Annotated in this window: 37 protein-coding genes; all 37 read left to right on the top strand. The window is 62.5% G+C overall.

From position 1 onward, the window contains the following. Nucleotides 1-38: 38 nt before the first annotated feature. The gene (locus LDH74_RS26005) at nucleotides 39-407 is read left to right on the top strand and encodes a PadR family transcriptional regulator (protein WP_226043441.1); all 369 of its coding nucleotides are present in this window, start codon (nucleotides 39-41) and stop codon (nucleotides 405-407) included. Further along, nucleotides 408-836 (top strand): hypothetical protein, encoded by a 429-nt coding sequence (locus tag LDH74_RS26000; RefSeq protein ID WP_226043440.1) that lies wholly within the window; start codon nucleotides 408-410, stop codon nucleotides 834-836. Continuing rightward, complete coding sequence (locus LDH74_RS25995) at nucleotides 833-1,081, top strand: hypothetical protein (protein WP_226043439.1); 249 nt, start codon at nucleotides 833-835, stop codon at nucleotides 1,079-1,081. Before LDH74_RS26000 ends, LDH74_RS25995 begins: the two co-directional genes overlap by 4 nt. Further along, nucleotides 1,078-1,575 (top strand): hypothetical protein, encoded by a 498-nt coding sequence (locus LDH74_RS25990; protein ID WP_226043438.1) that lies wholly within the window; start codon nucleotides 1,078-1,080, stop codon nucleotides 1,573-1,575. Before LDH74_RS25995 ends, LDH74_RS25990 begins: the two co-directional genes overlap by 4 nt. Then, nucleotides 1,572-2,312, top strand: a complete 741-nt coding sequence (locus LDH74_RS25985; RefSeq protein ID WP_226043437.1) for a hypothetical protein — start codon at nucleotides 1,572-1,574, stop codon at nucleotides 2,310-2,312. The genes LDH74_RS25990 and LDH74_RS25985 overlap by 4 nt, the downstream gene beginning before the upstream one ends. Then, on the top strand, nucleotides 2,309-2,671 hold the full coding sequence (locus LDH74_RS25980) for a hypothetical protein (protein WP_226043436.1): 363 nt from the start codon (nucleotides 2,309-2,311) through the stop codon (nucleotides 2,669-2,671). The genes LDH74_RS25985 and LDH74_RS25980 overlap by 4 nt, the downstream gene beginning before the upstream one ends. A 160-nt stretch (nucleotides 2,672-2,831) precedes the next feature. Further along, nucleotides 2,832-3,776, top strand: a complete 945-nt coding sequence (locus LDH74_RS25975; protein WP_226043435.1) for a hypothetical protein — start codon at nucleotides 2,832-2,834, stop codon at nucleotides 3,774-3,776. Further along, nucleotides 3,776-5,983: a zinc ribbon domain-containing protein gene (locus tag LDH74_RS26735; RefSeq protein WP_345778584.1), complete on the top strand. Its 2,208-nt coding sequence runs from the start codon at nucleotides 3,776-3,778 to the stop codon at nucleotides 5,981-5,983. The genes LDH74_RS25975 and LDH74_RS26735 overlap by 1 nt, the downstream gene beginning before the upstream one ends. After that, nucleotides 5,980-6,510: a hypothetical protein gene (locus LDH74_RS25965; protein ID WP_226043434.1), complete on the top strand. Its 531-nt coding sequence runs from the start codon at nucleotides 5,980-5,982 to the stop codon at nucleotides 6,508-6,510. The genes LDH74_RS26735 and LDH74_RS25965 overlap by 4 nt, the downstream gene beginning before the upstream one ends. Next, nucleotides 6,507-6,746, top strand: coding sequence for a hypothetical protein (locus LDH74_RS25960; protein ID WP_226043433.1), 240 nt, complete (start codon nucleotides 6,507-6,509; stop codon nucleotides 6,744-6,746). Before LDH74_RS25965 ends, LDH74_RS25960 begins: the two co-directional genes overlap by 4 nt. Nucleotides 6,747-7,100: 354 nt before the next feature. Continuing rightward, nucleotides 7,101-7,349, top strand: a complete 249-nt coding sequence (locus tag LDH74_RS25955; protein WP_226043432.1) for a hypothetical protein — start codon at nucleotides 7,101-7,103, stop codon at nucleotides 7,347-7,349. After that, nucleotides 7,346-8,020: a tyrosine-type recombinase/integrase gene (locus tag LDH74_RS25950; protein ID WP_226043431.1), complete on the top strand. Its 675-nt coding sequence runs from the start codon at nucleotides 7,346-7,348 to the stop codon at nucleotides 8,018-8,020. Before LDH74_RS25955 ends, LDH74_RS25950 begins: the two co-directional genes overlap by 4 nt. A gap of 8 nt (nucleotides 8,021-8,028) precedes the next feature. After that, nucleotides 8,029-8,427 carry a hypothetical protein gene (locus tag LDH74_RS25945; protein WP_226043430.1) on the top strand — a complete coding sequence of 133 codons (399 nt, stop codon included), beginning with the start codon at nucleotides 8,029-8,031 and terminating at the stop codon, nucleotides 8,425-8,427. After that, the gene (locus LDH74_RS25940; RefSeq protein WP_226043429.1) at nucleotides 8,424-8,615 is read left to right on the top strand and encodes a hypothetical protein; all 192 of its coding nucleotides are present in this window, start codon (nucleotides 8,424-8,426) and stop codon (nucleotides 8,613-8,615) included. Before LDH74_RS25945 ends, LDH74_RS25940 begins: the two co-directional genes overlap by 4 nt. Nucleotides 8,616-9,049: 434 nt before the next feature. Then, nucleotides 9,050-9,562 (top strand): HNH endonuclease signature motif containing protein, encoded by a 513-nt coding sequence (locus LDH74_RS25935; RefSeq protein WP_226043428.1) that lies wholly within the window; start codon nucleotides 9,050-9,052, stop codon nucleotides 9,560-9,562. Further along, nucleotides 9,559-12,624 carry a helix-turn-helix domain-containing protein gene (locus tag LDH74_RS25930; RefSeq protein WP_226043427.1) on the top strand — a complete coding sequence of 1,022 codons (3,066 nt, stop codon included), beginning with the start codon at nucleotides 9,559-9,561 and terminating at the stop codon, nucleotides 12,622-12,624. The genes LDH74_RS25935 and LDH74_RS25930 overlap by 4 nt, the downstream gene beginning before the upstream one ends. Next, a complete protein-coding gene (locus LDH74_RS25925; RefSeq protein WP_226043426.1) occupies nucleotides 12,621-12,914 on the top strand; it encodes a hypothetical protein in 294 nt (97 codons plus the stop codon). The genes LDH74_RS25930 and LDH74_RS25925 overlap by 4 nt, the downstream gene beginning before the upstream one ends. Before the next feature lie 161 nt (nucleotides 12,915-13,075). Next, entirely contained in the window at nucleotides 13,076-13,453 is a 378-nt protein-coding gene (locus LDH74_RS25920; protein ID WP_226043425.1) for a hypothetical protein, read from the top strand. A 434-nt stretch (nucleotides 13,454-13,887) separates the two neighbouring features. After that, the gene (locus LDH74_RS25915) at nucleotides 13,888-14,118 is read left to right on the top strand and encodes a winged helix-turn-helix domain-containing protein (RefSeq protein WP_226043424.1); all 231 of its coding nucleotides are present in this window, start codon (nucleotides 13,888-13,890) and stop codon (nucleotides 14,116-14,118) included. 140 nt (nucleotides 14,119-14,258) lie between these two features. After that, nucleotides 14,259-14,828 (top strand): hypothetical protein, encoded by a 570-nt coding sequence (locus tag LDH74_RS25910; protein WP_226043423.1) that lies wholly within the window; start codon nucleotides 14,259-14,261, stop codon nucleotides 14,826-14,828. Nucleotides 14,829-14,836: 8 nt separating this feature from the next. Next, a complete protein-coding gene (locus LDH74_RS25905) occupies nucleotides 14,837-15,196 on the top strand; it encodes a hypothetical protein (protein ID WP_226043422.1) in 360 nt (119 codons plus the stop codon). Nucleotides 15,197-15,905: 709 nt separating this feature from the next. After that, nucleotides 15,906-16,484 carry a hypothetical protein gene (locus LDH74_RS25900; protein WP_226043501.1) on the top strand — a complete coding sequence of 193 codons (579 nt, stop codon included), beginning with the start codon at nucleotides 15,906-15,908 and terminating at the stop codon, nucleotides 16,482-16,484. Beyond that, nucleotides 16,485-16,784, top strand: coding sequence for a hypothetical protein (locus LDH74_RS25895; RefSeq protein ID WP_226043500.1), 300 nt, complete (start codon nucleotides 16,485-16,487; stop codon nucleotides 16,782-16,784). Continuing rightward, entirely contained in the window at nucleotides 16,777-17,070 is a 294-nt protein-coding gene (locus tag LDH74_RS25890) for a hypothetical protein (protein WP_226043499.1), read from the top strand. Before LDH74_RS25895 ends, LDH74_RS25890 begins: the two co-directional genes overlap by 8 nt. A gap of 148 nt (nucleotides 17,071-17,218) precedes the next feature. Then, nucleotides 17,219-17,359, top strand: coding sequence for a hypothetical protein (locus LDH74_RS25885; RefSeq protein ID WP_226043498.1), 141 nt, complete (start codon nucleotides 17,219-17,221; stop codon nucleotides 17,357-17,359). 6 nt (nucleotides 17,360-17,365) lie between these two features. Further along, a complete protein-coding gene (locus LDH74_RS25880; protein WP_226043497.1) occupies nucleotides 17,366-17,572 on the top strand; it encodes a hypothetical protein in 207 nt (68 codons plus the stop codon). 3 nt (nucleotides 17,573-17,575) lie between these two features. After that, the gene (locus tag LDH74_RS26610) at nucleotides 17,576-17,710 is read left to right on the top strand and encodes a hypothetical protein (RefSeq protein ID WP_255681162.1); all 135 of its coding nucleotides are present in this window, start codon (nucleotides 17,576-17,578) and stop codon (nucleotides 17,708-17,710) included. A 13-nt stretch (nucleotides 17,711-17,723) separates the two neighbouring features. Continuing rightward, nucleotides 17,724-18,110 (top strand): hypothetical protein, encoded by a 387-nt coding sequence (locus LDH74_RS25875; RefSeq protein WP_226043496.1) that lies wholly within the window; start codon nucleotides 17,724-17,726, stop codon nucleotides 18,108-18,110. Then, entirely contained in the window at nucleotides 18,107-18,310 is a 204-nt protein-coding gene (locus tag LDH74_RS25870) for a hypothetical protein (protein ID WP_226043495.1), read from the top strand. Before LDH74_RS25875 ends, LDH74_RS25870 begins: the two co-directional genes overlap by 4 nt. Further along, the gene (locus tag LDH74_RS25865; protein ID WP_226043494.1) at nucleotides 18,307-18,588 is read left to right on the top strand and encodes an HNH endonuclease; all 282 of its coding nucleotides are present in this window, start codon (nucleotides 18,307-18,309) and stop codon (nucleotides 18,586-18,588) included. Before LDH74_RS25870 ends, LDH74_RS25865 begins: the two co-directional genes overlap by 4 nt. A 36-nt stretch (nucleotides 18,589-18,624) precedes the next feature. After that, entirely contained in the window at nucleotides 18,625-19,224 is a 600-nt protein-coding gene (locus tag LDH74_RS25860; RefSeq protein ID WP_226043493.1) for a hypothetical protein, read from the top strand. Continuing rightward, entirely contained in the window at nucleotides 19,221-20,798 is a 1,578-nt protein-coding gene (locus tag LDH74_RS25855) for a hypothetical protein (RefSeq protein ID WP_226043492.1), read from the top strand. The genes LDH74_RS25860 and LDH74_RS25855 overlap by 4 nt, the downstream gene beginning before the upstream one ends. Next, nucleotides 20,795-20,947 (top strand): hypothetical protein, encoded by a 153-nt coding sequence (locus LDH74_RS25850; RefSeq protein WP_226043491.1) that lies wholly within the window; start codon nucleotides 20,795-20,797, stop codon nucleotides 20,945-20,947. The genes LDH74_RS25855 and LDH74_RS25850 overlap by 4 nt, the downstream gene beginning before the upstream one ends. Next, a complete protein-coding gene (locus LDH74_RS25845) occupies nucleotides 20,940-22,919 on the top strand; it encodes a phage portal protein (protein WP_226043490.1) in 1,980 nt (659 codons plus the stop codon). Before LDH74_RS25850 ends, LDH74_RS25845 begins: the two co-directional genes overlap by 8 nt. A gap of 92 nt (nucleotides 22,920-23,011) precedes the next feature. Beyond that, nucleotides 23,012-23,140 (top strand): hypothetical protein, encoded by a 129-nt coding sequence (locus LDH74_RS26605; protein WP_255681161.1) that lies wholly within the window; start codon nucleotides 23,012-23,014, stop codon nucleotides 23,138-23,140. A 3-nt stretch (nucleotides 23,141-23,143) separates the two neighbouring features. Then, nucleotides 23,144-23,395 carry a hypothetical protein gene (locus LDH74_RS25840; protein WP_226043489.1) on the top strand — a complete coding sequence of 84 codons (252 nt, stop codon included), beginning with the start codon at nucleotides 23,144-23,146 and terminating at the stop codon, nucleotides 23,393-23,395. A 3-nt stretch (nucleotides 23,396-23,398) separates the two neighbouring features. Then, nucleotides 23,399-25,081 (top strand): XkdF-like putative serine protease domain-containing protein, encoded by a 1,683-nt coding sequence (locus tag LDH74_RS25835; RefSeq protein WP_226043488.1) that lies wholly within the window; start codon nucleotides 23,399-23,401, stop codon nucleotides 25,079-25,081. Nucleotide 25,082: the final 1 nt, after the last annotated feature.

Genomic DNA, 25,082 nt, shown 5'->3' with positions numbered 1-25,082 from the left:
GGACGCGCAGGGGGCCACCCCACACGCCACAATCAACAATGACGCATGGAGTTACCGGGGAGAACAACCCCGGAACGGATAGCGGTATCGAATCGAGTGAAACTGAAACGGAAATTCAAGAGACTGCGGCCGACCTGACGAAGTTCCAGGTTCGGATCCTCGCGATCCTCGCAGCTGACGATCGGTACGGTCTGGCGGTCAAAGAAGAGCTTTCAGAATACTACGGAGAAGAGATAAATCACGGCCGATTGTATCCGAATCTTGACAAGCTGGTCGATCAGGAATTCGTCGACAAGTCCGAACTCGACAAGCGGACGAACAATTACGCACTGACGGAGAAAGGCCATACCGCTCTTAGGCACGAGTTCGAGTGGCTCGAGGCGCATCTCAACGGGGGTGAGAAGTAGATGCAACCGCTCGAGCTACTGTCCTCGTTGCTCGGTCGTGATCCTGGACCTGAACCCATCGAACTCCCGATGGACACGACGCTGCACCTAGTGAGCAACGAGCGTCGTCGGCTCGTAATCGACTACGTCGATACGCTCGGTCCGATGGAAGTCGGCGCGCTTGCGGACGCGATCGCGTCAGTCACCGAATCCAAGCGCAAGTCAACGTATATCGCGCTCTACCAGGATCACCTGCCGAAACTCGACAGACGCGACGTGATCGATCTGGGGCCTCGAGGCCACCACGTCGAACCCGGCCCGCACTTCGACGCGTTCGTCGACCTGCTCGAGGATCTCGACCAACGGTTTGACACTGAGGGCGATTCGGAAACGGAGCTTGAATTCGACGAAAACGACGCAGCCATGACGATCGGAGGTGAGACGGCGTGAGCACCGACGCCAACGACTCCCGCCTCAAGGACGACGACGTCGACGAGACCGCTGCACTCGTCCGCCGTCTCGAGGTCGCCCAGGAGTTCGATGACGCCGAGGCTCGCGCGGACACACTCGAGCCGCTGAACGGTGGCCCGATGCTCGGCGCTCACCGCTACCTCGTGACGGGCGATGGCGAGGACGAGTGGATCGCAAGTGGGTACACGGTCGCGGTCGGGTTCAACGGAGGTGACGGCCAGTGACGGGGACGAAGTCGGTCATCCCGGTCTCCGACGGGCTGCGTCTGATCCTCGCCGGCGGCCGCGTTGTCCGCCTCAAGCTCGAGGACAACGACACTGGTGAGGAGCTGATCGAGCGGCAGACCGGGAGCGGCGAGAGTGTCTTCGTCGGCGAGGACGCAACCGTCAGCCTCGGTCTGTGGGACGATCCGGAAGCTGCAGATGTTCCGGCGGTCGCGGATTCGCTCGAGCACTTCGGCTACGAGGGCCACCTGGCCCCAGTCGACGGCAAGTCCGACGCCGACACCGAGGCGATCGCCCACAGCCTGATCGAGACGATGATGGGGCGGGCGCTCGCCGTCGACGACGATCCCGGCGAGGGACGGCCCCGGTCGTTCGAGCATGCCGCTCGACTGCTGATCCCGACCGAGTACAGCGGCCACATCAGTGACGCGTACGAGCAGGCGATGGGAGATCGCGGTGACGGTTCCGAGAACACAGGGGGTGGGGCGGCATGATCGCCGGCCAGTTCGCGCTGCTCGCCGAATCCGCCGCCGACCCCCTCGAGAACCACCACGACCAGACCGGTCGCGCCCTCGAGGTTGAGGAGACCCAGACATACCTGGACGACCTCGTCATCCAGTCCGGACTGGTCGCCGGCGAAGTCCCCCAGGAGGAAGAACGCGTCCTGCTCGACGGCCACGAGATCGAGACCGAGACGCGCAAGGTCACCCGGAAGGTCGCGAGCGAGTGGGTCGCCGACGTCGATGGCGAGGGCTGGATCCTCGCCGAGCGGACGCACACGAGCGACCTCGACCACGAGCCCGACTGGCCGTTCAACGACTTCTCGCGGTTCGCCGGGCCGGAGATCGCGCCGGTGCGGCTCAAACCGTGGGAGTTCGTTCGAAACCAGCGTGACGCTGATCGGACGTGGACCGTCGAGATGGCTACCCACGAGTCCAACATCGACGATGTCTCGATCGAGTGGGGCCACGGGGCGCTCAAGTCCAAGGCGGTCAACGCCGACGTCGGTGTCGCCCTGACGACCCACTGGCGCGACCAGTTCGTCCGCCTGGTCATCTACTCGAGCGGATATCTGGCCATCTGGGAACCCGCCGAGATGAAGCCCGAGCTGCTCGGCCGATTCATCCACGAGGAGATCGTCCCGATCGCGACGTTCGACGATGAAGCCGAAGTCGAAGAGAAGCAAGAGGCCGAGCAGAAGACGCTCGAGGATAGCGGGGCGGAGGCATGATCGACCCCGACGACGCTGGCGACTACGACGATCTCGGCGACGTGGTCTCGATCTACCAGTGCCCAGAGTGTGAGGCCGATCTTCGTGTCGAGTTCCGGGCGGATGTTCCAGCTCACGCAATCGGGCTGGCCTGCCCGCACGGCTGTGTCGGGATGCCGATCCGGATGCGCGACCCGGCCCGTCTCGACGAGGCGTTCGAGTCACGCCACGCACCGATGTGCTGGAACTGTCAGGAAGAAGTCCACGCTGGCGATTACCCTGTGACTTCGAACGGTCACCCGCTGCACTCCGGCGAGTGTTTCAACCAGTACCGCGAGGACATGCGCCGCCTCGAGATGGTGGAAGGTGATTCAGCATGAGCGCCGAGCGCTGTGACCTCTGTGGAGTGGAGCACGATTCGCTCGGCGCTGCGCTCCGGTGCTGCGCCGAACTGTTCGGCGACGAGCCCGCATCGGGGTCGGTCAGTGTCCGCGGGCCCTCGCCTGGAGTTGCCGCGATCCACGAGGAGCGTGATCAGCGATGAGTGGTCGCTACTGTCGTGTCTGTGATGCAGAGAGCGATCTGTCGTACAAGTGCCACCGCTGCGGAAAGCCGTTCCACGGTGATGGAGATGCGAGCGGTGCGCAGAGCCTCCGTCCTGACGGCGGAGAACCAACGTCAAACTTGGGCATCCGCGTCCCGGATTCGCTACTCGAAGAACTGGATGTTACAATTGACTATCAGAATCAGTTTGAGAGTCGGAGCGATGGAATCCGCGAAGCGATCCGGGACTTCGTCGACACCTACCAGCCACCATGGCGTAACGAAGCGACGCTTCGGGAACTCTACCACGACGAGAGGCTGACGATCAGCGACGTCGCAGACGAACTCGGCTGTGCCAACTCCACGGTTTCACGGTGGATGGACCATCACGAGATCGAGCGCCGAAGCCCGAACGATTACGAGGACGGTTCGATAGGCACTCGAAAAGAAGGAGAGTGGGACGACCCAGAGGCGCTCGAACGCCTCTATCATGAGGAAGATCTCACTTGTTCCGAGATTGCTCAGGATGTGTTCGATGGGTCGGTCAGTCGTGAAACCATCCGGACACGGCTCAACGACTTCGACATCATTGGGCCAGAGGATCAGCGGAAGAGCACGGCGCACCAACTACTCGAGATATCATCACCTGATGATATCGGGTCTAGGAGTGCCGCCGAAGCCGGCGACCTAGATGGTTCGAGCGAGTCCGAGACGAACCCCACACGCAAAGAGACGATTGCAACCGACGGATCCGGGAGTATCCCGACGACACAACAGTTCCAGACCGAGATCACCCGAGCAGAACGCGGGCTCGAGGGCGCGATCGCCGCATGCACTGATCCCGCTGAAAGCCATGAACTGCTCGCTGCATACCGCCGTTTGATGAGTGTCAGATTCCGGGATCACGATGGCGGCCGCAGTACTGCAGGAGGTGGGATGTGATGTCCCAGATGCCGATTGGTATCGATCTCGGTGAGCGGTATCTGTACGTCGCATGCCCGGCAGGGATGCCCGACTGGAAGGGTGCCTTGATGGTTCGGGGTGAAGAGATCTGCCAGCAGCTAGACGATCTTCGTAACCAGACGGTCGCGTTACTCGCCGGGGACGACTACTCCCGTGAGGCGATCGCCGGCTACGTTCAACAGCGCCACGACGCGATCGTCGATCTCATCGACGCCGCCGCACACGAGGTCTGCGAGTACGCCAGTGCCTACGACGATCCCGTGATCGTCCTCGAGGACTCTCACTATGACCCAGATCTGTGGGCATGGCTAACCGATCCAGATGCCCACCGCGGGACGTCGTGGCTGCTTTCAACCGCCAACTACCGGCTGCGGACAGTTGCGGGTGAGTACAGGATCGAAGTCGAAACGGTCCCTGAAGAGTACACCTCACAAGAGTGCCACGTCTGTGGCGCCATTGGCGAGCGTAAGCTGAACGAGACGTTTCGGTGTACCAACCCAACATGCTGGGAGACAACAAACTACGCCGACAGTAACGCTGCGAAGGTCATCGCCCAACGGTATCAATCGGGGCGCCGGTGCGATCACGTCCGTACGCAGACGATCATCCCGCCGACCACTCCAACGGTCGCAACTGACGGAGGACATGCCGGTGGTGATGACCTCGCCCACACCTGGTACATTCTCGCCGATGCACACCAGGACCCTGCCCGAGTGATTGGTGGGCCGTTTACTGACCCACGGGAAGCAAGCCGTCGCGCGGGTATGCGACCCGGAACGGCCGGGACGATGTCCGCCCTCTGGCTCGTGCACAACATCCAACACAACGATTACAGCGTTGAGTGGACGGATGGTGTCGACCGACCGGGCGTGCTGGTCGCGACCGACGGCTCTGGACACGTCTGCGACGCCTGCGGCGAGACGTTCCGGACCCTCACCCGCCTCCGGCTCCACGAGCGAGACAGCTGCCCGCAGCGGGAGACGTTCGACAAAATCGAACCCGACGCTCCCGACGCTGGACTGCAAGCCGCCGAAGGCCTGCTGACGTGTCGGTCCTGTGACTGCGAGAACCCGAACGCCGACTACGATCAGACGGTGGACGTCGCAGACGATGACTACCACCTCATCGTTGAGTTCGATTGCCGTCACTGCGGCTTCGAGAACGAGAACCGGGTCGTGATGACTGGTGTCGATAGTGACGATCTCGAGAACCTGCCGCCGCACCTGCAGCCAGACGACGACATCGCAACCGACGGCGGCAGCGCCGACCTCGAGGGGCTCTCGACCCACGATCTCGTCGGGATGGCCCTTGGCGAACACGACGACCAGGAGGCGAAGGACGGCATCCCCACAGGTGACGTCGTCGACTGGATCGTCAGCCGGACCGAGTTGGTCCGGGCAGACGTCCACGACGCGATCGGGTGGCTCCACGACCGAGGCCATGTCTACGAGCCGCGGCCCGACCGCCTCCGGCGGACCGAAGTCGATTCCGAGCGCTGGCTCTCCGTTGCGTGGCACGAAGCGCTCGTCGAGGCCCGGGTTAAAGCGGGCGATCTCGATCCGCGGTACCTCACCGATCGGTACGGCGCCGAGACGCCGACCGAGGTCGACGAGTTGGTCCAGCAGGCGGTTAAGGAGGTCATCCGCGGTGACAACGGGAAGCTGACGCTAGACGATCTCGACGTGGCCGAAGAGAAACTCGAGGAAGCTGGCTACGAGATAGTGACCGATGGTGGTTTCCACTCCGGTGATCACCACGTCCTTTACGACGATCAGCCTGAACCAGAGCCCAGCCTAGAAGACCTCTGTACCGAAGACGGTTGTACGGAGACTGTCCACGGCCGGTGTGGCTGCTGCGGGATGTCGCTGTGCGGCCGGCACAACGAGGTCCAGGGCGGCTTCTGTAGCAACTTCGAGCGCGTCGCCGGCGTTCCTGGTTGCCTCGTCTGGAGTTCGGAGTTTCACGTCTACCAGCGCGCGTTCTACGATAGTGAGATCGAGGTCCTCGAGTTCAACGGGACCTACTGCCTCGAGGAAGACGACGAACCGCTATGCGGATCCGACCTCAAGCGCCTCGAGCACGTCGAACTGCAGGACATTGACCACGAGTACGACCTCTGTGCCGAGTGCGAGGATGTCGCGATTGATCGGCTAGCCGAGGACGAAGACGGAGGTGAATCGGCATGAGCCGCGCCGGTTGGCACTACGGATCCGTCGACGCCGTCCGCAGCGAGGGTGGTGTAGGCGGCCAGACCGATGACTGTCGCAACGGGACGCACGGATGTCCGGGCCCAGACGCCGACGTCGACGCGCTTCCCTGTATGGACTGCTTCCTCGAGGGGAGCGACAACGGCGATCGCGAGGTCGCAACCGATGGCGGCTACGATATCGACCTTGAGGAAGTTCGGGCAGAGATCGATCACCTGGTCCGTCTGACGAGCCGCCGGTCCCAACAGATCCACCTCGCTGGCGACGCCAGTTCGTACGACGAGCCGGTGACGCTGTGTTGGGCCGACGAGCGAAACGATACTACTCCACGTGCGTTCGAACACGAGCACTTCGACGACGAGCTCGTCGAGGACCGGCTATGCGGAAACTGCGTCCAGAAGTGGCTCGGCCTTGAACGCAACGACGGCGATACGAGCAAGTACGGGCGTACGCCGGCGGACGTCCTTGCAGAGGCTGGCTTTGGAAACGGAGGTGAGTCGGCGTGAGCGACCAGTTCGTCCTCGAGGCGATGAGCCTCGACGATGTCTCGGTTGGTCGCGACGGCGCCGCGATCGTCGTCAGCTGCCGTGACCACGACGGCGTCAACGAGATCGAGACCGAGGACGTCCACGACCTCGTCGAGCGGCACGGCCTCCAGGTCACGAACACGATCGTCAACTTCGACGCCGGCGAGGTCCGCCACGTCATCGACAGTAACGGAGGTAGCTCGAGCGATGAGTGACGGACACTCCTCGAGCGGAACTGAGCGCGCAGCAGAATTGGTGGCCGTTGAGTGTCCCGGAAACTGCGGATTCAGGGTAGCAATCGCTCGAGGCACGCTAGGAATCGCTACGTGCCCGGGCTGCGATCAGAAGTTGAAGATCGACCCTGCCCGATGGGTCCATCGTTGTCCCGAGTCGGCAGCAGACACAGTGGCCGAAGCGCGAGGGAGCGAATGTCCGTTCTGTGGTGCAGAAAGTGGCGCTGACCGCGTGTGCGACAACTGTGGCCCGACCAAAATGCGAGTTCGAGAGTTGGGCGGCAAACATCTTTGCACCCGCTGCCGAGTCGAGGATCTCGACGGAGGGTGGTCGGAGTGACCGACCGTTCAACCGTCTACGTCGTCGGTCGGCAAGCCGGCGGTGGCCCTGAGCGAGCGATCCACATCGACAGGGATTGCCCGATATTAGGGCTCGCAAACAGTGTCTTCGAGAAGGACAGGTCCGTTTTCCCAGAGGACAAACCAGTCTGTAATGTCTGTGGTGAGAAGGTTGATCGGACAGGTGCACAGGACCACTCGCACTACAACGCTCTGAAAGCAGCCGCGGAGGCTGATTCAGAATGAGGCAACTGACTCGCGAGAAGGCGCTGACCGAACGCGAGTTCGAACGCCTCCTCATCGGTGCGATGCGGATCGACGACCCTGAAGAGAGCATGGAAACACGAGCAATCCTGCTCATCGGCGGTCGTCTTGGACTTCGGCCCGGAGAGATCACGCACATCGGCGAGTCGTGGGTCAACCACCGCCGGGAGATGCTGTCGATCCCACCTCACGATCCCTGCACCAAGGGCCGCGACGGCGGTCCCTGCGGCTACTGCAAACAGGCTGTGACTCAGCAACTCAAACACGATGACAGCAAAGTGTTCGAGGATGTCCTCGAGTCCTACTGGAATCCAAAAACCGACGCCGCAGTCCGTGATGTGCCCTACGGCTGGAACCAGCGCATCTCGGTCGCGATCGACTGGCTGATCGACACGCACGGCGGTTACCCAAATTCGTTTTCGACACTCCAGCGACGGCTCGATACTGCTCTGGAATTGGCCGACGGTCTCGAAAAGGACGACACGAGCCTCCACGGTCTCCGTGGAACGGCCGCGTCATACCACGCCGGTCGTGGACTCGATGCAGGCCCGCTCCAGTCGATGTTTGGCTGGGAGGATCTCGCGACCGCACGCAACTACATCGCCGTCGACGGTGAGATGACTGCTCGAGCGCTCGGAGAGGTGCACGGATGATGGACGGTATGGACCGGACACCCGACCGATCGAAGACGCTGCAGTCGGGAAACGTGCAGTGGGTCAAGTCTCGGGCGAGAGAGCTCTACGACTTACCGGATCCAGCTGCGGAGTGGACGCGCCACGATGTTCCAGACGCGATCTCCGACGAGGTTCGAGGGTTGAGTTCGCACAACGCGATCATCTCTCTCGGCCAGTCGAAGGTCAACGGCAGTTTGCTGACGACCTGGGCAACGAATCCGGCAGCCTACGAGATTATCGAGGAACACCGGGAGAACGCCGAGGTATCGGACACGCTGTTGCCGTGTGACTGCCCCAGCGACGCGATCCGAAACCTGGAGGGCACCGACGGCATCCAGTGCAAGATCTGCGAGGGGGTCTTCGACCGGGAGGAGATCGACCGATGATCCGCGAAATCGGCGAGGACGCCCACGGCCGCTGGGAGGGTGACTCCAACCCGCTGTGTGACGACTGCCAGCAGCCGCTGCCGAAGGTGGATGCGGTGGAGCTCGACGGCGAGCCCGCCCACCGCAGCTGTGCCAACGATGTCGAAGCGTCGCGACGGGCACGTGCTGCTCGAGGTGGTCTGCGGTGACCCCAACGAGGCGCGGCCTGCTCACACTCGCGGTCTCGATCGCGCTGCTCGCGATCATCGCCTACGGGTGGCCACAGTGAGCTACAGCCAGGACTGCGACAACTGCGAGAAGGCGTTCACCGCTGCGGGCAGCTACTGCCCGTTCTGCGGCGTGGAACAGGGAGGTGACCAGCAGTGACTCCGTCAGACGTGACTATGCATTTTAAGTATGGGAAACGACAACAGGAGAGACAGCAAGCAAGAGCAAACGACAAACATACGCGCCGCTGGAGAACGTTAGAGCAGGAAGGTGAGATATCTTGCTCTTGCACGTTTCTCCACATAAGCTTACCGGACGAAGAGCAGCGGCGCTGTGATCCGCGTCCGGACAAGAACGCCGTGAATATAGGAGAGACAGGTCTACGCATCCGTTTCGGCCGTCGGCAGGTGGGACGATGAGCGAGTCGTTCACGTGTCCAATCTGTGGGCGCGAGTTCGGCTCAAACCGTGGTCTCGGAGTCCATAAAGCGAATGGGCATAACGAGCCGTGGCATGACGAGGAGACGCTTCGACAACTCTACATCGAGGAAGGTCTTTCCTCGTACGAGATCGCCGACGATCTCGGCTGTACGCCACCACTCATCAGGGAGTGGCTCGGGCACTTCGGCATCGAGCGGCGGTCTGTCAGTGAGTCCCTTCGGGGGAAACGGTCACGCACAGCTAATTTCAAGCACCCAATTCGGGACGCCGAGAGGTACCCGTGTTGGATTGCTTCCAACGGTAAGTTCGACCAGGATAAAGTATATGTCCACCGCTTGCTCGCAGTCGCCGAGTATGGCTTCGAAGAGGTCGTCTCGAAAGAAATCCACCACCGGAACGGGGTTCAGTGGGATAATCGGCCGGAAAACCTCGAGGTTCTGACGCCAGCAGACCACCGGCGGCTCCACCACGGGGGTGAGTCGGCATGATGTTCGAGGTCGTCCTCTGCGGGCAGTGCGAGAACCCGTGGATCGTCGATGAACACGACCGCCGGGTACAAGACTCGATCTCCTGCCCGAACTGCCCGAACGAAGTGACGTCCCCGAAAGTCGTCACCCGGCAGGAGACGAAAGAGGCAGCTGCCGAAGCGCGGGCGCAGTACATCGCCAACGAAGCCGGCGCACTCGACGTTTACCAGCGATTCACTGAGGATCGCGGCCAGTACGGTAAGCAGCTCGAGGAAGTCGAGCGCCAGATGCAGCAGTTCCCGGTCGACGCAGATCTGATGGATCTGAAGCCGATCGGGTCTGAGAAGTTCGAAGCGTTTGTCGACGACCATCCGATCGACGCCGACCGGTTCGGTGACCTCGTCGATGATCGCCCATTCTACGCCGACGCCTTCTCCGGCGAGGTTTCGGATGATACCCAGGGCGACATCGGTCGGGAACTCATCACGGACGACCTCGAGGAGTGGGTCGGAGAGATCGACGTCGACGCGCTCCCGCGCGGTGAAGTGACGCCGACGAACCAGGCCCAGATTAGTGAGACGGTCGAGATCGGCGACGAGCCAGTCAGCGATGTCTGGTCTCGAGTGTTCGAGATCGACCGCGTCAAGAAAGCGTATGCCGATGGTCTCGAAGCAGCCTTTGGGGAGATGGATGTCGTGGACGTCTACGATGTCCTCGAAGAGCGTTCGATTCCGTTCTGGATTCGGTCAGATATCGTTGCGATCGCACGAGATGATCACGAGGCCGCAGAGGAGTTTGCCGACACACTGACCCGGCTCCCCGAGACGCCGCTGACGAAGACTGAGCATCTCCTCGCTACGGCTGCACTGGCCGCGACGTTCGAGACAACGGTTGCGGTCAGTGTCTCGTTCGCCGAGATCTTCCTCGAGCGCGATCGTCGCGACGCCGAACCGATCTGTGACCTGCTGGCCATCCTCGCTGCAGGTCTGGATGTTCGAATCGTCGGCACCGGTCGTGAACTCTCGCTGCTGGCGGACAAGTACCGCGGCGACCTGCCGGGCGTTAGTGAGATCCGGAATCGTCACCGGGATACCAGCTGGGTCGACGACGTCGTCAGCCATGCAGTGGACGTACTCGATCCCGACGGCCGCCACGTCGAAATGCTCGGGCAACTCGCTCGGGAACCCGGCGGGATCATGGACCGTGCCGATCTCGAGGCGCTCCATGACGATATCGGACGTACCCGCCGGGCGCAGATCCTGACCAGCCAGGCCGTCGACGACTCCCTCGAGCAGCTGCAGTTGATCGAGGTGTTCGGATCCCGTGGTTCACAGCAAGTCGAACTGCTCGAACCGGGATGCGAAGTGTTGGACACTCTCGCGTCCGAAGACGGGCAGCAACAAACGCTGGAAGGCAGTGTTAGTGGGACCGGAAACTCATCCCAACAGTGGCGTAGAACACCGCGTACACGAGGGGGTGGGAGGACGGGCCGGCCGTACATCACCACCTACCTGGGCCACGAGGAACACGCTGCCGCCGCTGCAGCCGCCGAGTCAGGGACCGTGACGTTCGTCACGGGCAGCCTACCGGACGCTGACGCCACTGCAGACTACCGCGAACGGCCAGTGAGCTACCTCGAGGAACGCGACGAGGCGATCGTCGCCCCGAAGGCCTCGACTCCGATGGAGTATACGGTGACGACCGCACTGGCGTTAGCCGACGAGAAGCTGTTCCTCGATAAAGCGCTCCCAGCAGAGCGGATCGCCGAGATCGACGAACCGACTCACGTTCTCAACGCGGCTCGTCAGATCGGTCCCGTGACCAGCGATTCCCTGGACGATCCCGAGGAGCTCCGGTCCGACCTCGTTGAGTGGGGTGAGGCGATCCTCGGGATGATCGACCGGCTCAAATCGGGGGACTTCGAGGATCGCGACGACCTTTGCTCGGCGATCCTCACCTCTGCAAAGGGTCTCGAAGGCTCGATCGTGCACCTTCTCGATGCTGCTGGCATCGAGATCATCCGCGAAGTGCGGGTCACTCCCGACCTCGAGGACGACAAACTCGACGACCTGGCACGATCGCTCGCTATCTCGGCGTCGATCTCGTCGCAGTACGGCCGGTACGCCGCCTACCGCCAGCTGTTCGACGTCCCGAACAGCACTCCACCACTCGGTGGGCCGATCGCCGATGCATCGGATCCGGTCGGCGAGCTCATCGGCTCGTTCGTGATTCGTGGTCCAGATGCTCACCGGCTTCGCGACGATCTCGAATACTACCTCGAACACCCTCGAGAACTACTCGACAACCCGGCACAGTTCCAGGTCAAGATACCGGTCACGGAACCCGACCGCGACGCCTACCAGGAGGTCGCGCCCCGTCTCCTCTACCGGAAACGGCTTCGGTCGACGCCGGCGGCGATCTCGATGTTCCACAGTCTGGTCGCGACGCCGTACGATCTCGCCGAGGCGCTGCTCTCCCTCCCTCGAGAAGACGAAACTCGAGACCTCCGAGCGGACGACGTCCGATTCGTCCTGCAGCAACTCAGCCCCGATGCTATTCTCCCGGACTGCGGGGATGCTGGCAAGATCATCGCCGCGCTGCTCGACGTCGACGAACCGATCACCCAGAAGGAACTCGCCGATCGAGCCGGTGTCCGTGCCCGGACGGTTCGGAACCACCGCAATCGGCTCCAGGGCCTTGGCCTGCTCGAGATCACTGACGACGGCTACCGACTCGCACTGTCGTTCCGGACGCCGGAAGAGCGACAGTCCGAAGTCTACCCCGAGATCGTCGCGACCGACGAGATCCTGATCGTCGAGGCAGCCGACGCCGTCCTCGAGGACCTCCTCCCACCGGATCGATACGGCGATCCGGACGATCCGGCCGGAGGTGTACTGTTCTGGCCACCGGATCCATTACAACTACTTGTAATGGACGACGTCGGCCCGTGGATCACGGCGGCTGCGGCCCTTGACGACGTCGACGCAGAACTGGTCGAACCGACGACCGTGACGATGGGGCCGACGACGCTCGCCCAGCAGCCACTTCCGACGCCTGATGACTCGAGTGAGGTGGGAGCATGACCGACCTCGAGAACCTGGACGACGTCCACGAACACCCGTGGTCCGACGTCGAGGGCCTCCGGATCGAGGTTCGCAACGTCGACGATCGCGGAATCGATGCGGAGGGGAAGATCGGCACGATTGTCGGTCGACACATCGGTACGAAGGTCAAGTACATCGATCACGAGTTGATCCCAGATCCAGTTCGGCCGACGGTGACGATCGAGAACGACGACCTCGTGACTGACCTCCCGACGCAACAATGGGAGCTCGTCCAGGTGCTCGATCGAGGTGATACCGATGGCGAATGAGGATAAGGGCCCGAGTGTCACAGAGCGCCCACTGGGGCCGTTCAGCAACCTAATCTGTCTCGTGAAAGGTCACGAATGGCGGCAGAGCCGTGTGTTCGCTGCTGAGTGCGCCCGTTGTTGGGGGGAAACGAATGATCGGTCACAGCTTTCGGGGGCTGGGCATGATGAGTAAGACCGTTCGAGAGCCCTCGAGCGACCAAACGGAACTCACCGAACCCGTTGTCCGCGAGTTCAACAGCCGTCTCGAGAAGCGTCCACTCCCAGTCGTCCCTCGGTCGTCGATTGTCGGGGCACAAATTCACGCCGGCAGATCTCTCGGGGAGGCTAACCGAGCGATCACAGTTGCGCATCGCGCTGGCGTCGTTGCGCAGGTCCGGGCTGCCGATCGCCTCTATCTGGTCGACCCGGAGTACTCCACCGAGATGCTGTTAGACGAGCTACGGACGTATCTCGAGGCGTCGGACGATCCGGACGATGGCCTCGTGGGTGCGATCAACGCCCGCCGACAGGAGCTTCGCGATGACGGAGGCGATTCGTGATGTCGGGGGGCGATACTGAACGCGGAGAGTGTAACGAGTGTGGAAGCGTCTTCGCGCTTGAAGATGTGGACCCGGATAAAATGGTCTGCCCGGAGTGCGGATCGCGAGATTGGGTGAACAACGGATGACCGATACTGTTCAGCCGTCTTTGCCCGACTCGTCAACGTCTTTTCCTTCAATCGGAGAAAATGAGCTGCTGCCACATCGACAACCCTCTCGAGAACCGATTGGTGCGATTTGCTCGTTGCTGTCTCTTGTGGAGGCATATACTGCTCCACAATCATCGCACATAGCAAGCAATCTATCTTCTTCCCTGCCATCCCCCACCATACACTATTTAATAGAAACACCAAACCACTTAGGTCTAGCACTCTCGGAAAACGAAGGCGAGCGGTCACTTGGGACGGATACAGATCGACAGAGGGGTGTCGACGATGACTGAGACGGCCACCCTCGTGGAGGACCTCCCGCCGAGTGCGAAACTCGTGTACAAAGTCCTCGAGTACGAGGGCGACCTCACCCAGAGCGAGATCGCGGACGAAACGCTGCTGTCACCGTCGACGGTCCGAGACGCAGTCGCCCACCTCGAGGATGCGGGCGTGATCGAGGGCCAGCAAGGCCGACTCCCTGATGCTCGAAAGAAAGTATACTATCTTGTCAAGTGATGGTATTCATCGCTATCCTTCTCTTTATTTACTAATAAACGATATGTGGTAGGTAACAGACGAATAGCCTCACCGCTCGTGACGCCGGCCCTGATTCGGCGAGTGATCGGGTGGTTCAACAGCCCCGCGTTTCTCACCCTATGCTCGGACAAATTCGATTCGACCCGGCCACAGGTGCGCCGCTAACTGACGACAAGGAGTACCCACCGTACCAATCCGGCGGTCGGTCGGGTGTCCGCTCACCTGTTCGCCATTCGGACTCGGCCTGGATCGCAAACCGCGATTCGGCACTCACGAACGGCGAACTCGAGAGCTCCGGTCAAGGACTGCTGGGCTACTTCAAACGAATCCATCGGAAGGCCAGAGACGACCCGAATACAGCTATCGACCGATCTGCAGCCCTCGCAATCAAGCGGATTAAAGCCAATTACGACGGGATCTACGACGCCCATGCGTGGCTCATCTTGGCGGAGTATCTCTGCCGGGAGGGGTACTGGGTTGTCTGGATGCTCGATCACTTCCAGCCCCGGTGCCCGCACTGCCTCTCCGTAGTCAAGTGGAAGATGGGAGTCGACCCGATCGCCTACTGCGCCTCGAGCGCAGATCACGGCGACGTCGACGCCGAGATCCGGGAGTTGGTTCGAGAACGATACAACGAGACGTTTGCAGACGAGCCCGGCGAGCGGATTGACGAGCTCCAGATAGTCTAACTTCGACCATGTCTACCGATGCCCAGTCCGCACCGCCTCGGGAGCCGTCGGCGTACCGGCCGTCGATACATTTCCCCGAGCGCTTCCACGACCGGTACGAAGACGACCGCCCACCACGGCACCTGGACGACGAGATCGTTCGGGGCTGCATCGAGGCAGGGGACGTCTACGAAGCAGATCCTGGGATCGCCTGGTTTCGGGAGACGTTCGGTGGCGTCACCTATCGCTTGGTCATCGATATCGACGACCGTGAAGTGATCACGGGCTACCCGATCTCGATCAACACCGATGCGGCCCAGCGCTCAGGCCGCTGGTCGACGACCCAGATCGCGGACATCCGCGAGTTCATCGCGACCGATCCCCGATGACGGCCGCTGCCTCTCCCATTCTGGGCGTGCACCCTCTTCGAGAGGTATGCTCGAGGGATCTTATCGACTCGCTCGCCACAGACACCATCTAGAGTCCTGCGTCTCTTCCCACCCCTACCCTTTCAGTACCAACCCGACGCTCTGGTGGGCCACGATCGCGTGGTCAGGGTTCGACTCCCTCGAGGGCCATCCGATGACGTCGTCGTCCGGCAGCGTTACGAACTGCCGGCAGCTGCGTGTTGCAGCTGGTCTCGAGTGGCGCTCGAGCCCCGCGACTGAGGTTCAGTGAGGCTGTCCTACTCATGTAGAGGCAGTCAGATAGTCTCTCGTCGTCGCTCAAGGGCTGGCTACAGACTGTGATTGCGAACGGCACAGGAGAACGCTTCAAACGTTCCGTAGATCGAACTCAGCATCTCTCGGTAAGTCGGTTACCAAAACCTGTCTCCCGCGATTGGATGACGTCCACGCGACACGTGGTGCGCCAGGAGCGCGACGAGCCCGCGGTGAGGGTAGGCCGGCGGTGCCCCGGGGACAACTCGGGATCCGTCGGCTCGCTTGAGACTCCACGCGAAAGCGAGGACACCTCTCGAGCGACCTGCGGCCGCGAAACGAGATCCTCAGCCAGCCCGTTCCATTTCGAGTCGCCCCTTCCCGGGGCGGCGTCCATATTTCAGTACGCAGTAGACCTGCAGATTTTCAGACCAGACCCATGCTCGACCCACTCACAAACCACATCTACGAGATCGCCGGCGCCGCGATCGTGGCGATCGGCATCGCACGGTACTACTACGGGCCGCAGTTCCGAGAGGTCCCGTGGCAGCCGCTCCGGCGCGTGTTCATCCCGTTGGCCCACACGATAGCAAAACGCTCCCTTGGAGAGGACTTCTACGCGACGTACGAGGTCTCCGAAAAGGAGCACATCGCGACACTCGAGGCGGAACCAGAGGCAGTTATCGAAAATCTCGAGGCCGCTGGATTCGTCGTTGAACCACTCGCTGGCCTCAAGACAGACTGGAACGGCAACACGGAGGTTGGCTCCTACGCACTCCACCGAGGCCCAAGGCTGTTCCCCGGGGCACCGGAATGGCTCCGCGAGCGCCAGGATCACGCGACGCTGTTCCCGGCGCCGGGCGGCGGCACGATCGTCACCGGACACAACGAGTTCAACTCCTGGCGTCCAGATCTCGCCGAACGCCACTACCGCGGTGAGACGCTGGACATTCAGACGGGACGCGAACACATCGCCGCAAAGCTGGGCATCACCCTCGAGTCCCCACCAGAGCCATGAATGACGCTCAAAAGACGCATCCGACCACTGGCAGGCTTCGCAACAGTCCTCACGCTGCTTGCCCTGATTGTGGTCGACACGATCCACCCGGGAGTAACGTTCACCCTCGAGGACAAAGCTCTCTTGATCAGCATGATCTCGGCGCTGCTCGGCGTCGATATCGCAAGGGATCAGCTCTCGTCGTTTCCGATCTCGTGGGACCAGATCCCACTCAAGCTATCCTGGGCCGACCGTCCCAACCCCGGAACCGACGACCAGCACCACAGCGAGGGGCCTAATGAGGGAGATGGGGATGATTGACACTCAACTCGTCGACACGCTGGGGGCGTTCGCCGGCGTCATCTGGATGTCTGCCGCAATCTACTTCCAGTTCTGGCGGCGTGATCACGTCCATCCAGCACTGGTCTCGAGCCTGTTCCTGATCGGCGTCGCGCTGATGATGGCGTCGTCCGCCCTGGTACTCGCCGGTCAGTCAGCAACAGTCGTCTTCCTGGGGTTGATCGGAAACGGACTCTTCGCCGCCCTGGGGATCGCCATCTGGTACGGCCTCGGTCGCAACACACCGACCTGCGAGGTCCCTGCCTGACCATGTTCGAGTGTTCGAGACGGATCGCAGAGGACTGCAAGGGGGAACAACCGTGGGATCCGTTCCGGGATTCCAACGGGAACCCGGTGTGCGGTCCCTGCAACCGTATCCTCGAACGCCGCCATACCCCGTACGGAGTGACAGACTGATGGCCTACTGTCCGAAATGCGACGACCACGAAGACGGTGAGATCCAGTGGTGCCGTCGCTGCGCGCTGATCGTCTACGTGGCTGGCCAGCTCGAGGCAGTCGGTCGCCTCGAGGGCTACCGACACTATCCCAAGGAGTGATCTCGAATGCCTCAACTGACACTCACGCTCGCTGAACTCGCAACCATCACGGGCGCAGCGATCGCGTTAGCGCTGCTCCCCGGAGCAGACCTCGCGAAACTCGCTCTTGCAATCATCTATCGGAAGGCCGGCATCAGTCCGGCATACGCCGAGTCCGTCCAGGACGGCGACGACGTCGATCCCTCCGAAGCTGACGGTGGCGAGAGTGACTGAGCCATGCCCGACGACGCTCTCGAGCGCGGAGAAGACATCAAAGTGATCGAGGAGGGCGGCTGTCTCATCTACTGGGACGGCCTCGAGGGCAGCTGGCTCCGGATGCGGAACGCGTTGGAACTCAAGTACTGGCGGTGACCGTGACTTTTCCATGCAATTCGAACGAACACTTCTGAACCGACTCGTCGCGTTCTGCAGCACCGAGACATACCACCGTTTCCGCTGTTTCGGCTGCAAACGTGATACCCTCGTCCCCGATCGCTTCCTCGAGGATGCCCAGGCGAACGGCTGCGATCGCTGCGGGGAGACCCTGATCCCACACGAGCAGTCGACCGGGCTCTGCTGTCCCGGCTGCCCCGCAGAACTCTTCAGCCAGGGAACGATCTGTTGTGACCGCCAGGTAGACGTCTACGGCTACCGCTGCGAGTACTGCGGGACCGAGTCGGCCTGGCTCTTCGGCGCCGCGCCGGTACCGATCCGGGTCGAGCGTGATCTCGAGGACCTCGAGGACCTCCCGCCACTCAGGGGGATCCCATGACCTACCAGTACAACTGTGACGGGTTCTGTAACCCCGAGACGATCTATAGCGGTCGCCCAGCGCTTACCGCGGAGTTCAACGAACACTGGTACGGCCAGTCCCAGTACGGCGACCTCCTCCGGCAACACGAGTACGAGCGCGGCGACCTGATCACGCTCTGCCCGGAGTGCACGCGAACGCTCCTGACCGAACGGCCATGACTTCTCGAGACCGACACCGGGAACGAACGCATCGAGAACGTGGTGGCCGACGCTGTCCTGGCTGTGGCCGCTCGTTTGACACCGCCGACCGCGTCGACGTCCACCATCGCGACGAGAACGATAGGAACGGCCACCCGGCGAACCTCCGGAAGCGCTGTCGGAAGTGCCACCTCGGGAGCGAGCACGATCGTCGCGACGACGTCGACACGCCGAAGACACCGAACGGCCTCAAACGGCGCGGGCCTCGAGGCCCTAGCCGGACGGGCCCGCCGCGCTAAACCACCGGTGACAGTCACCGTTTTTCGAGACCACCAATGACAGACGACGAGAACTACGAAATTTCCGACGAGCCACCTCGAGATGAGGATGGCCACCCGGTCCATCCCGAAAAGGAGCACCGGATCTGCGGGGCGACAAAGTCGGATCGAACGACACCGACGAGTCACGGCCGCGAACGCGACGAGTACGACTACTGCCTCCTCGCAGCCGGCTGGGGTGAGGACCGATCAGTCGGTCCGTGCCAAAAGCACCCAGTCACGGGAGAGCAGTGGGGTGAATCCAATCCGAACTTCAAAGCGGGGCAGACGTCGGAGTACTTCAAGAGCAAGCTCTCGCCTCGCCAGCGAGACGTCTACGACGAGGTCGTGACGGCGCTCGACGATGACGAGGATGCGGACACGATCCTGACGCACTTCGCGACGCGGCTGATGATGCTCGGTGAACACTCGAGCGACGCCGCGCTGTACAAGGCCGGCCTCGAGACGCTCTCGAAGTTCAACATCGTCGAGAACCCGGACGAAATCAACATGAACCACAGCGGCGAGGTCGAGGCCGAACTCACAGTCCCTGACCACGTCGCCGACGCGATCGCCACCGCAGCCGAGTCGAACCTCGAGGGAGGTGGCGAGTCGTGAGCTCTGCAGAGACGTCCGACCAGTCGATGGCTGCGATCGATCCGGAACAGCGCGCCGGCATCTATCGCGCCACGTACGAATCGTTCCCGGCGTACGTCGACCTCATCTTCTCGGAGTCGTTCGAGGAGTTCGTCCGGGGTGAGTGGCCGGCACGACGCTGTCGCACCTTCCAAGAGAACGATCGGACTGTGGTGGTCGGCCCTCGAGACCACTTTAAGAGCACGGGCAACTACGCCTACGTCACCTGGTGGGTCTGGCGCAACCGCTTCGACGCGGACCCAGACTGCGAGTGGGCGACCGGTCCGGCGGACCTCGAGATCCTCTACTTCTCGTTCAACCAGCCGATGGCGCGGTATCACATCGGCGCCGAGAACACGGACGGGATCAAACCCCTGATCGACCGGAACCCGTGGTTCGAGCCGGTAATCGACAAGAAACCACAGGCCGAAAGCCGTGGCGCATACACCTGGGGCGGCGACCACGTCGTCTCGATCTCGCCGGCGAGCGTCCAGCAGATGGTCCGCGGGAAGCACTCGGACATCGTCATCGTCGACGACCCGTTCCAGGACGACAACAAGCAGGACGCCGGGCTCGACCCCGGCCGCGTGCTGAAGATCAACCGCATCTTCAAGGACGCGATCATGTCGATCCCGTCGGGCGAGGTCGCCGAGCTTCACGTCAGTACGACTCCCCAGACGGAGGAGGACTTCACGTTCGACGATGCGCTGCTCGCGGACTTCGATCGCCTCGAGGAGCCGGCGATCCAAGACTACGATCGCGAGAACGTACTCTGGCCGGAGTGGAAGACGTTCGACGACCTGATCGGGCTGAAGCACAAGCTCGGCGACAAGTCGTTCAATCAGGAGTACCAGGTGTCGCCGCGCTCGAGCGAGATCGGCTACTTCCGAGATGAGGACATCGCCGCGATGACGTCGGCCGGCCTCGAGGACTACGGCGAGCGTGGCCTGGACGATCGCTGGGTCGCCCAGTCCGATGAATGGTCGATCAACGGCTGCGTCGCCGGGCTGGACATCGGGAAGAAGCGCCACCCGGCGCACCTGGCAGTGTTCGCGATCACCGATCGAGAGATCCGGGTGGGCGACGACCAGATCGTCCGGTCGCCAGCGGGCCACCTCTTCCAGGTCCACTCGAAGTGGATGGACGGCTGGGACTACCGGCGGCAGGTCGAGTACTGCCAGCGGGCGGTCGACTACTTCAACATCCGCTCGCTGCCCTACGACAACACTCGAGGCGAGTACGAAGGCCTCGACGAGATGGGGATGCTCCCACCGGAGATGGTGCCGATCAGCCTCAACCGGCCGACCAACCAGGAGGTAGCGAGCTCGTTCGACGTCCACGCGTCGACCGGTCGCATCAAACTGCTTCCCGATGGTCGGCAGAACCGCCAGCTGAAGATCGTCACGAACGATCTCGACGCCGTCGAGACGGGCGAGGGCCACGGTGAGTCGTTCTGGTCGATCGGCCTGGCCTGCCACGCAGCGGGGGCGATCACCCGGCAGACGGCGTCGACCCAACACTCGAGTTCTGAGTCGACCGGTGTTTCATACCTATGACTTCAAACACGTATCCTGACGACCTTCCGACGGAGGACCGACTCCGGTGTATCGTCGACGAACTCGTCTTCGGGACGTCTTTCGTCGAGATGACCGATGACGGCCCTCGCCGTCGCGACCCTACCGAGGTGACTGCGCAGCATGAGTAGCGCAGACGAGGGCGAGGTTTCGGTTAAAGTCTCGGGCGTCGGCGGTGGGGCACCGCTCTCGAAGGCGGAGAACAGTACCCAACTCTCCGACCGGCGAATCCGGACCCACGGCGCCGGGATCAAGCCGCCGTACAACCCGTACCGGCTGGCGAGTTTCCACGAGCTCAACGAGACGCTCTCGACTGGGATCCGCAAGAAGGCTCGCTACGAGGTCGGCTACGGGTTCAGCATCGCCACCCACACCGACGTCGACGAAGACGAGGCGGACGATCTCGAGAAGGAAGTGATCCGCGACTTCTGGCGAGGACTCGACTCACGCTGGCAGACGAAGGCTCGGCAGAAGGCCGAACCGACGACGCCGTCGGAGGTCCTCGAGCTCGCACGCCAGGACTACCACCTGATCGGCTGGTGTTGCCTCGAGATCCTGACCGACCTCGAGGGCAAACCGGTCGGCCTCGCACACGTCCCCGCGAAGACCGTCCGCGTCCGGAAACCCCAGAGCCGGTTCGATCAACCCCGCCACCCAGAGGAGGGGCGCTACGTCGACGGCGAGGTCGGCGAGTTCGCCAGTCGGGGCTACGTCCAGGTCCGGGACGGTCGACGTCGCTACTTCGGTGAGGCCGGCGACCGCTATCGAGGGCTGGATATCCAGATCACCGAGGGAGATGGTGGCTCGCCAAAGGTTCGCTATCAGAACGTCGAGGATAGCGAGGAGCCGATCTTCGTCGACCGGGAGACCGGCGACGTCGTCACCGAGTCTGCACAGAAGCTCGAGAACGGGCCGGCGAACGAACTGATCTTCGTCACTAACCCGTCCCCTGGTGGCGATGACTACGGGGTCCCGGACTGGGTGAGCGCCATCCGGACGATCACTGCGGACGAGGCCGCGAAGGACTACAACCGGGACTTCTTCGACAACGACACCATCCCTCGGATGGTCATCAAGGTGACCGGCGGGGAGCTCTCCGAGGAGTCCAGGAAGGACCTCCGGCAGATGCTCAACGGGCTCCGGGAGGAGTCCCATCGGGCGGTGATCCTCGAGGTCGAGAAGTTCATCGACGACAACGCCCTCAAAACCGAGAATGGCAACGATGTCGAGATCGAGATCAAGCCGCTGGGGCAGGGGATCTCCGAGGAGATGGACTTCCGGAAGTTCCGGAAGAAGAACGAACACGAGATCGCGAAGGTGCTGGAGATCCCGCCGATCAAGATCGGGAACACGGGTACCTCGAACCGGTCGAACTCCGACCAACAGGACAGGGACTTCGCCCTCGAGGTGATCCAGCCAGAACAGTACAAGTTCGCCGAACGGCTCTACCAGATCCTCCACCAGAAGGCGTTCGGGATCCGGGACTGGACGATCGAGTTCGAGCTCCGGGGGGCAGATCAACCGAAGGAGGAGGCCCAGATGACCGAGCAGCGGGTCCGGTCGATGCGACTGGCCGGCGTCGCGACGGTCAACCAGGTCCTCGAGGAGCTCGGCCTCCCAACCCGGGACGACGAGTACGGCGATATGCCGCTCGCGCAGTTCGAGTCGCAGTTCACTGGTGGGGGCGGTGAGGGTGGCGAGGAAGAAGCCTCCCTCCCCTCGAACGCAGCCGAGCCACCGCCGGAAAACAAGATCGGGGAGAAAGAGTGGGCCGAGGTACAGGCCGCCCTCGTCAACAAGGATCCGCTCGAGCAGACTCAGTTCAACAGCTCGAATTTGGACGAGGGTCTGTTTGATTACTCCGAGAACGAGCTGTACCTATCCTTCAAACGTGAGGAGGGATCGAACTCGCTGTACGCCTACGTGGACGTCCCTGCCTCGGAGTGGTCGTCGCTCGTGAACGCGGGGAGTCACGGCAGCTACCACTACGACAACATCCGCCTCGAGTATCCGTACATCGAGATCACGAACTTCCACGATCGTCTGCCAGAAGGCCCGATGCCGGACGGCGACGAGATGCCGGACGACGTCCCGTCGATCTGACGCTGCGGCTGCAGGCGGCTCGCCTCTGCCTGGACGGCGCGCGGTTCGACTCCGCGCCAGAGGCCTTCGCCGGGGGCGTCCCGGCACAGACTATGACTGATTCTCAAAAGAACGCAGAGCGCGGCGCAAAGCGTGGCGTCCTTTCGACTGACCGAGCCAGGAAGCTCGGGAAGACGAAGGACGCCGACGCGGACGCCGCCGATGACGAAGACGAGGGGTGACGCATGGCTACGCACGTAACGCTCCGTTTCGGCGACGAACTTCTCGAACTCGAGTGTGAGAGTGTCGAGATCCCTGATTCTGGAAGCATCGAGTTTCCGAAGCAGGGTATCCCAGAGGGCTACATCCGCCTCGAGGCGGCTGAGGAGTACGACCCGACTGGCATCGGTCAGGTCCCGTTCGTCGGCGAAGGCAACACGGCGCTGGTAAGCGACGAGCACGTCGCGATGATCCAGTGGGACGACGAGGAGGACTGACACATGCCACCGGTAACGAAGGCAGGTGGCGACCAGTTCCGCAAGGACGTCGAGTTCGTCACGAAGGACGACGACGAGCAGGTCGCCGCTGGCATCGTGATGGTCCCCGACAAGGTGGACCTCCAGAACGACTTCGCCCGCGAGGAGACCATCCGCGGCTTCGCCGATCAGTTCGAGGCGTTCGTCGACGCCGGCGAGGCGGGCGGCGGCATCATGCACGCCGTCTTCCCCGACGGCTGGATGGAACTCGAGCGCAACGAGGTCCTCGACGAGGCCGAAGAGATCGGCGGGTCGACCGTCGACGCCGGCGCGTGGGTTCAGGAGTGGGCCATCAACGAGAACTCGCTCTGGGAACTCATCGCCGACGGTATCCTCGAGGGCTACTCGATCGGCGCGATCCAGGTTGGCTGGGATGGCCCGTACGAGCAGGACGACGACGTCGTCGACGACGTCGCGGTGCCTGACGATCTCGGCGAGGATGCCCTCGTCTGGGAGCTCATCGATGGACTCATCCGCGAGGTGTCGGCCGTCGACATCCCGGCGGTCCCCGATGCACAGATCCTCGAGACGAAGGCCGATGCAGAGAAGCGTCTCGGGGACTACCTCGGCGACCCTAACGGGTTCGTTGAGGAGGCGCTTGAGCGCGGCCACTCCGAATCGGACGCCCAGGAGATGTGGGATGTCCTCAACGAGGCGGCCCAGGTCGAGGGATCGACCGAGCCCGGCGAGAAGGGGTGGATCACTCGTGCGAAAGCGTTCTTCACCCGTGACGAACCCGGCCGTACTTCGGACCCGACGTTCGGCAAGGACGTCGATACAGATGTCGGCAAGGAGGGCCGGACCCTCTCGACGGAGAACCGCGACAGCCTGTTCGCGACGATCGACGCGGCCGCGGACGTCCTCGAGGACGCCGGCATCGATCACGGTATCCAACGGTTCACTGACCGGGGCGGGTGGGACTTCGATCTCTCGGAGCACACCGCTCGCGAGTGGTCGAATGACGAGGACGAGGACGAAGACGAGGATGGCAGTGACGGCGAGGGCGACGGCAACTGGGAGCTGGCAGTCGAGGACGGCACCGAAGGCTACCAGCACTCGGAGTCCGGCGAGTTCGTTGCTGCCGAGGAGGCCACCGTAGAGATCATCACTGACGCCCACGGCCTCGAGTGGAGCGACACGAACAGTACGGAAAGTAACGATGCCGGCGGCGACACGTCGGACGAGAGTGGCACGGAGGCCGCTGCTGACACCGACACCAAATCCACAGAGACAGACATGACTGACGAATCCACCAACGACGGCGAGGGCGGCGATAAGTCCCTCGCCAAGCAGAACGCAGAACAGATCAACGACCTGACGCAGGCGGTCGAGAACCTCACCGAGAGTCTGACCGGGCCGGAGGCGAAGACCGCGGAGATCGAGATCGACGGCGAGACCTACGAGGTCCGCGAGGACGCGGCGAAGGCTGCCCTCGGTGTCGACGAAGAATCGGACATCGGCGTCGCCGACGCGATCGAGCGACTCAACGAGAAGGCTGGCCGCGTCGACGAGGTCGAGAACCGTCTCGACACGATCGTCCAGCAGACCGGTGCCGGCGGCGAGAGCCAGCAGCTCGAGGCCGCGGCCGACGAGGGCGAAGAGAACGATGACGGCGGACTGGGGGACCTGGGGAAGGCCCTCTCCTAAC

Source organism: Natrinema sp. DC36 (genome assembly GCF_020405225.1).
GTDB lineage: Archaea > Halobacteriota > Halobacteria > Halobacteriales > Natrialbaceae > Natrinema.
This window is presented reverse-complemented; position numbering and strand designations above follow the sequence as displayed.

Excerpts from the sequence above, each read along its gene's own strand:
- LDH74_RS25895 (WP_226043500.1), top strand. The coding sequence starts at position 16,485 with ATGACGCTCAAAAGACGCATCCGACCACTGGCAGGCTTCGCAACAGTC.
- LDH74_RS26005 (WP_226043441.1), top strand. The coding sequence starts at position 39 with ATGACGCATGGAGTTACCGGGGAGAACAACCCCGGAACGGATAGCGGT.
- LDH74_RS25900 (WP_226043501.1), top strand. The coding sequence starts at position 15,906 with ATGCTCGACCCACTCACAAACCACATCTACGAGATCGCCGGCGCCGCG.
- LDH74_RS25920 (WP_226043425.1), top strand. The coding sequence starts at position 13,076 with ATGATGAGTAAGACCGTTCGAGAGCCCTCGAGCGACCAAACGGAACTC.
- LDH74_RS25945 (WP_226043430.1), top strand. The coding sequence starts at position 8,029 with ATGGACCGGACACCCGACCGATCGAAGACGCTGCAGTCGGGAAACGTG.
- LDH74_RS26605 (WP_255681161.1), top strand. The coding sequence starts at position 23,012 with ATGACTGATTCTCAAAAGAACGCAGAGCGCGGCGCAAAGCGTGGCGTC.
- LDH74_RS25950 (WP_226043431.1), top strand. The coding sequence starts at position 7,346 with ATGAGGCAACTGACTCGCGAGAAGGCGCTGACCGAACGCGAGTTCGAA.
- LDH74_RS25840 (WP_226043489.1), top strand. The coding sequence starts at position 23,144 with ATGGCTACGCACGTAACGCTCCGTTTCGGCGACGAACTTCTCGAACTC.
- LDH74_RS25890 (WP_226043499.1), top strand. The coding sequence starts at position 16,777 with ATGATTGACACTCAACTCGTCGACACGCTGGGGGCGTTCGCCGGCGTC.
- LDH74_RS25915 (WP_226043424.1), top strand. The coding sequence starts at position 13,888 with ATGACTGAGACGGCCACCCTCGTGGAGGACCTCCCGCCGAGTGCGAAA.
- LDH74_RS25940 (WP_226043429.1), top strand. The coding sequence starts at position 8,424 with ATGATCCGCGAAATCGGCGAGGACGCCCACGGCCGCTGGGAGGGTGAC.
- LDH74_RS25880 (WP_226043497.1), top strand. The coding sequence starts at position 17,366 with ATGCCTCAACTGACACTCACGCTCGCTGAACTCGCAACCATCACGGGC.
- LDH74_RS25865 (WP_226043494.1), top strand. The coding sequence starts at position 18,307 with ATGACTTCTCGAGACCGACACCGGGAACGAACGCATCGAGAACGTGGT.
- LDH74_RS26610 (WP_255681162.1), top strand. The coding sequence starts at position 17,576 with ATGCCCGACGACGCTCTCGAGCGCGGAGAAGACATCAAAGTGATCGAG.
- LDH74_RS25870 (WP_226043495.1), top strand. The coding sequence starts at position 18,107 with ATGACCTACCAGTACAACTGTGACGGGTTCTGTAACCCCGAGACGATC.
- LDH74_RS26735 (WP_345778584.1), top strand. The coding sequence starts at position 3,776 with ATGTCCCAGATGCCGATTGGTATCGATCTCGGTGAGCGGTATCTGTAC.
- LDH74_RS25935 (WP_226043428.1), top strand. The coding sequence starts at position 9,050 with ATGAGCGAGTCGTTCACGTGTCCAATCTGTGGGCGCGAGTTCGGCTCA.
- LDH74_RS25845 (WP_226043490.1), top strand. The coding sequence starts at position 20,940 with ATGAGTAGCGCAGACGAGGGCGAGGTTTCGGTTAAAGTCTCGGGCGTC.
- LDH74_RS25985 (WP_226043437.1), top strand. The coding sequence starts at position 1,572 with ATGATCGCCGGCCAGTTCGCGCTGCTCGCCGAATCCGCCGCCGACCCC.
- LDH74_RS25850 (WP_226043491.1), top strand. The coding sequence starts at position 20,795 with ATGACTTCAAACACGTATCCTGACGACCTTCCGACGGAGGACCGACTC.
- LDH74_RS25925 (WP_226043426.1), top strand. The coding sequence starts at position 12,621 with ATGACCGACCTCGAGAACCTGGACGACGTCCACGAACACCCGTGGTCC.
- LDH74_RS25835 (WP_226043488.1), top strand. The coding sequence starts at position 23,399 with ATGCCACCGGTAACGAAGGCAGGTGGCGACCAGTTCCGCAAGGACGTC.
- LDH74_RS25975 (WP_226043435.1), top strand. The coding sequence starts at position 2,832 with ATGAGTGGTCGCTACTGTCGTGTCTGTGATGCAGAGAGCGATCTGTCG.
- LDH74_RS25885 (WP_226043498.1), top strand. The coding sequence starts at position 17,219 with ATGGCCTACTGTCCGAAATGCGACGACCACGAAGACGGTGAGATCCAG.
- LDH74_RS25910 (WP_226043423.1), top strand. The coding sequence starts at position 14,259 with ATGCTCGGACAAATTCGATTCGACCCGGCCACAGGTGCGCCGCTAACT.
- LDH74_RS25875 (WP_226043496.1), top strand. The coding sequence starts at position 17,724 with ATGCAATTCGAACGAACACTTCTGAACCGACTCGTCGCGTTCTGCAGC.
- LDH74_RS25905 (WP_226043422.1), top strand. The coding sequence starts at position 14,837 with ATGTCTACCGATGCCCAGTCCGCACCGCCTCGGGAGCCGTCGGCGTAC.
- LDH74_RS26000 (WP_226043440.1), top strand. The coding sequence starts at position 408 with ATGCAACCGCTCGAGCTACTGTCCTCGTTGCTCGGTCGTGATCCTGGA.
- LDH74_RS25860 (WP_226043493.1), top strand. The coding sequence starts at position 18,625 with ATGACAGACGACGAGAACTACGAAATTTCCGACGAGCCACCTCGAGAT.
- LDH74_RS25965 (WP_226043434.1), top strand. The coding sequence starts at position 5,980 with ATGAGCCGCGCCGGTTGGCACTACGGATCCGTCGACGCCGTCCGCAGC.
- LDH74_RS25930 (WP_226043427.1), top strand. The coding sequence starts at position 9,559 with ATGATGTTCGAGGTCGTCCTCTGCGGGCAGTGCGAGAACCCGTGGATC.
- LDH74_RS25980 (WP_226043436.1), top strand. The coding sequence starts at position 2,309 with ATGATCGACCCCGACGACGCTGGCGACTACGACGATCTCGGCGACGTG.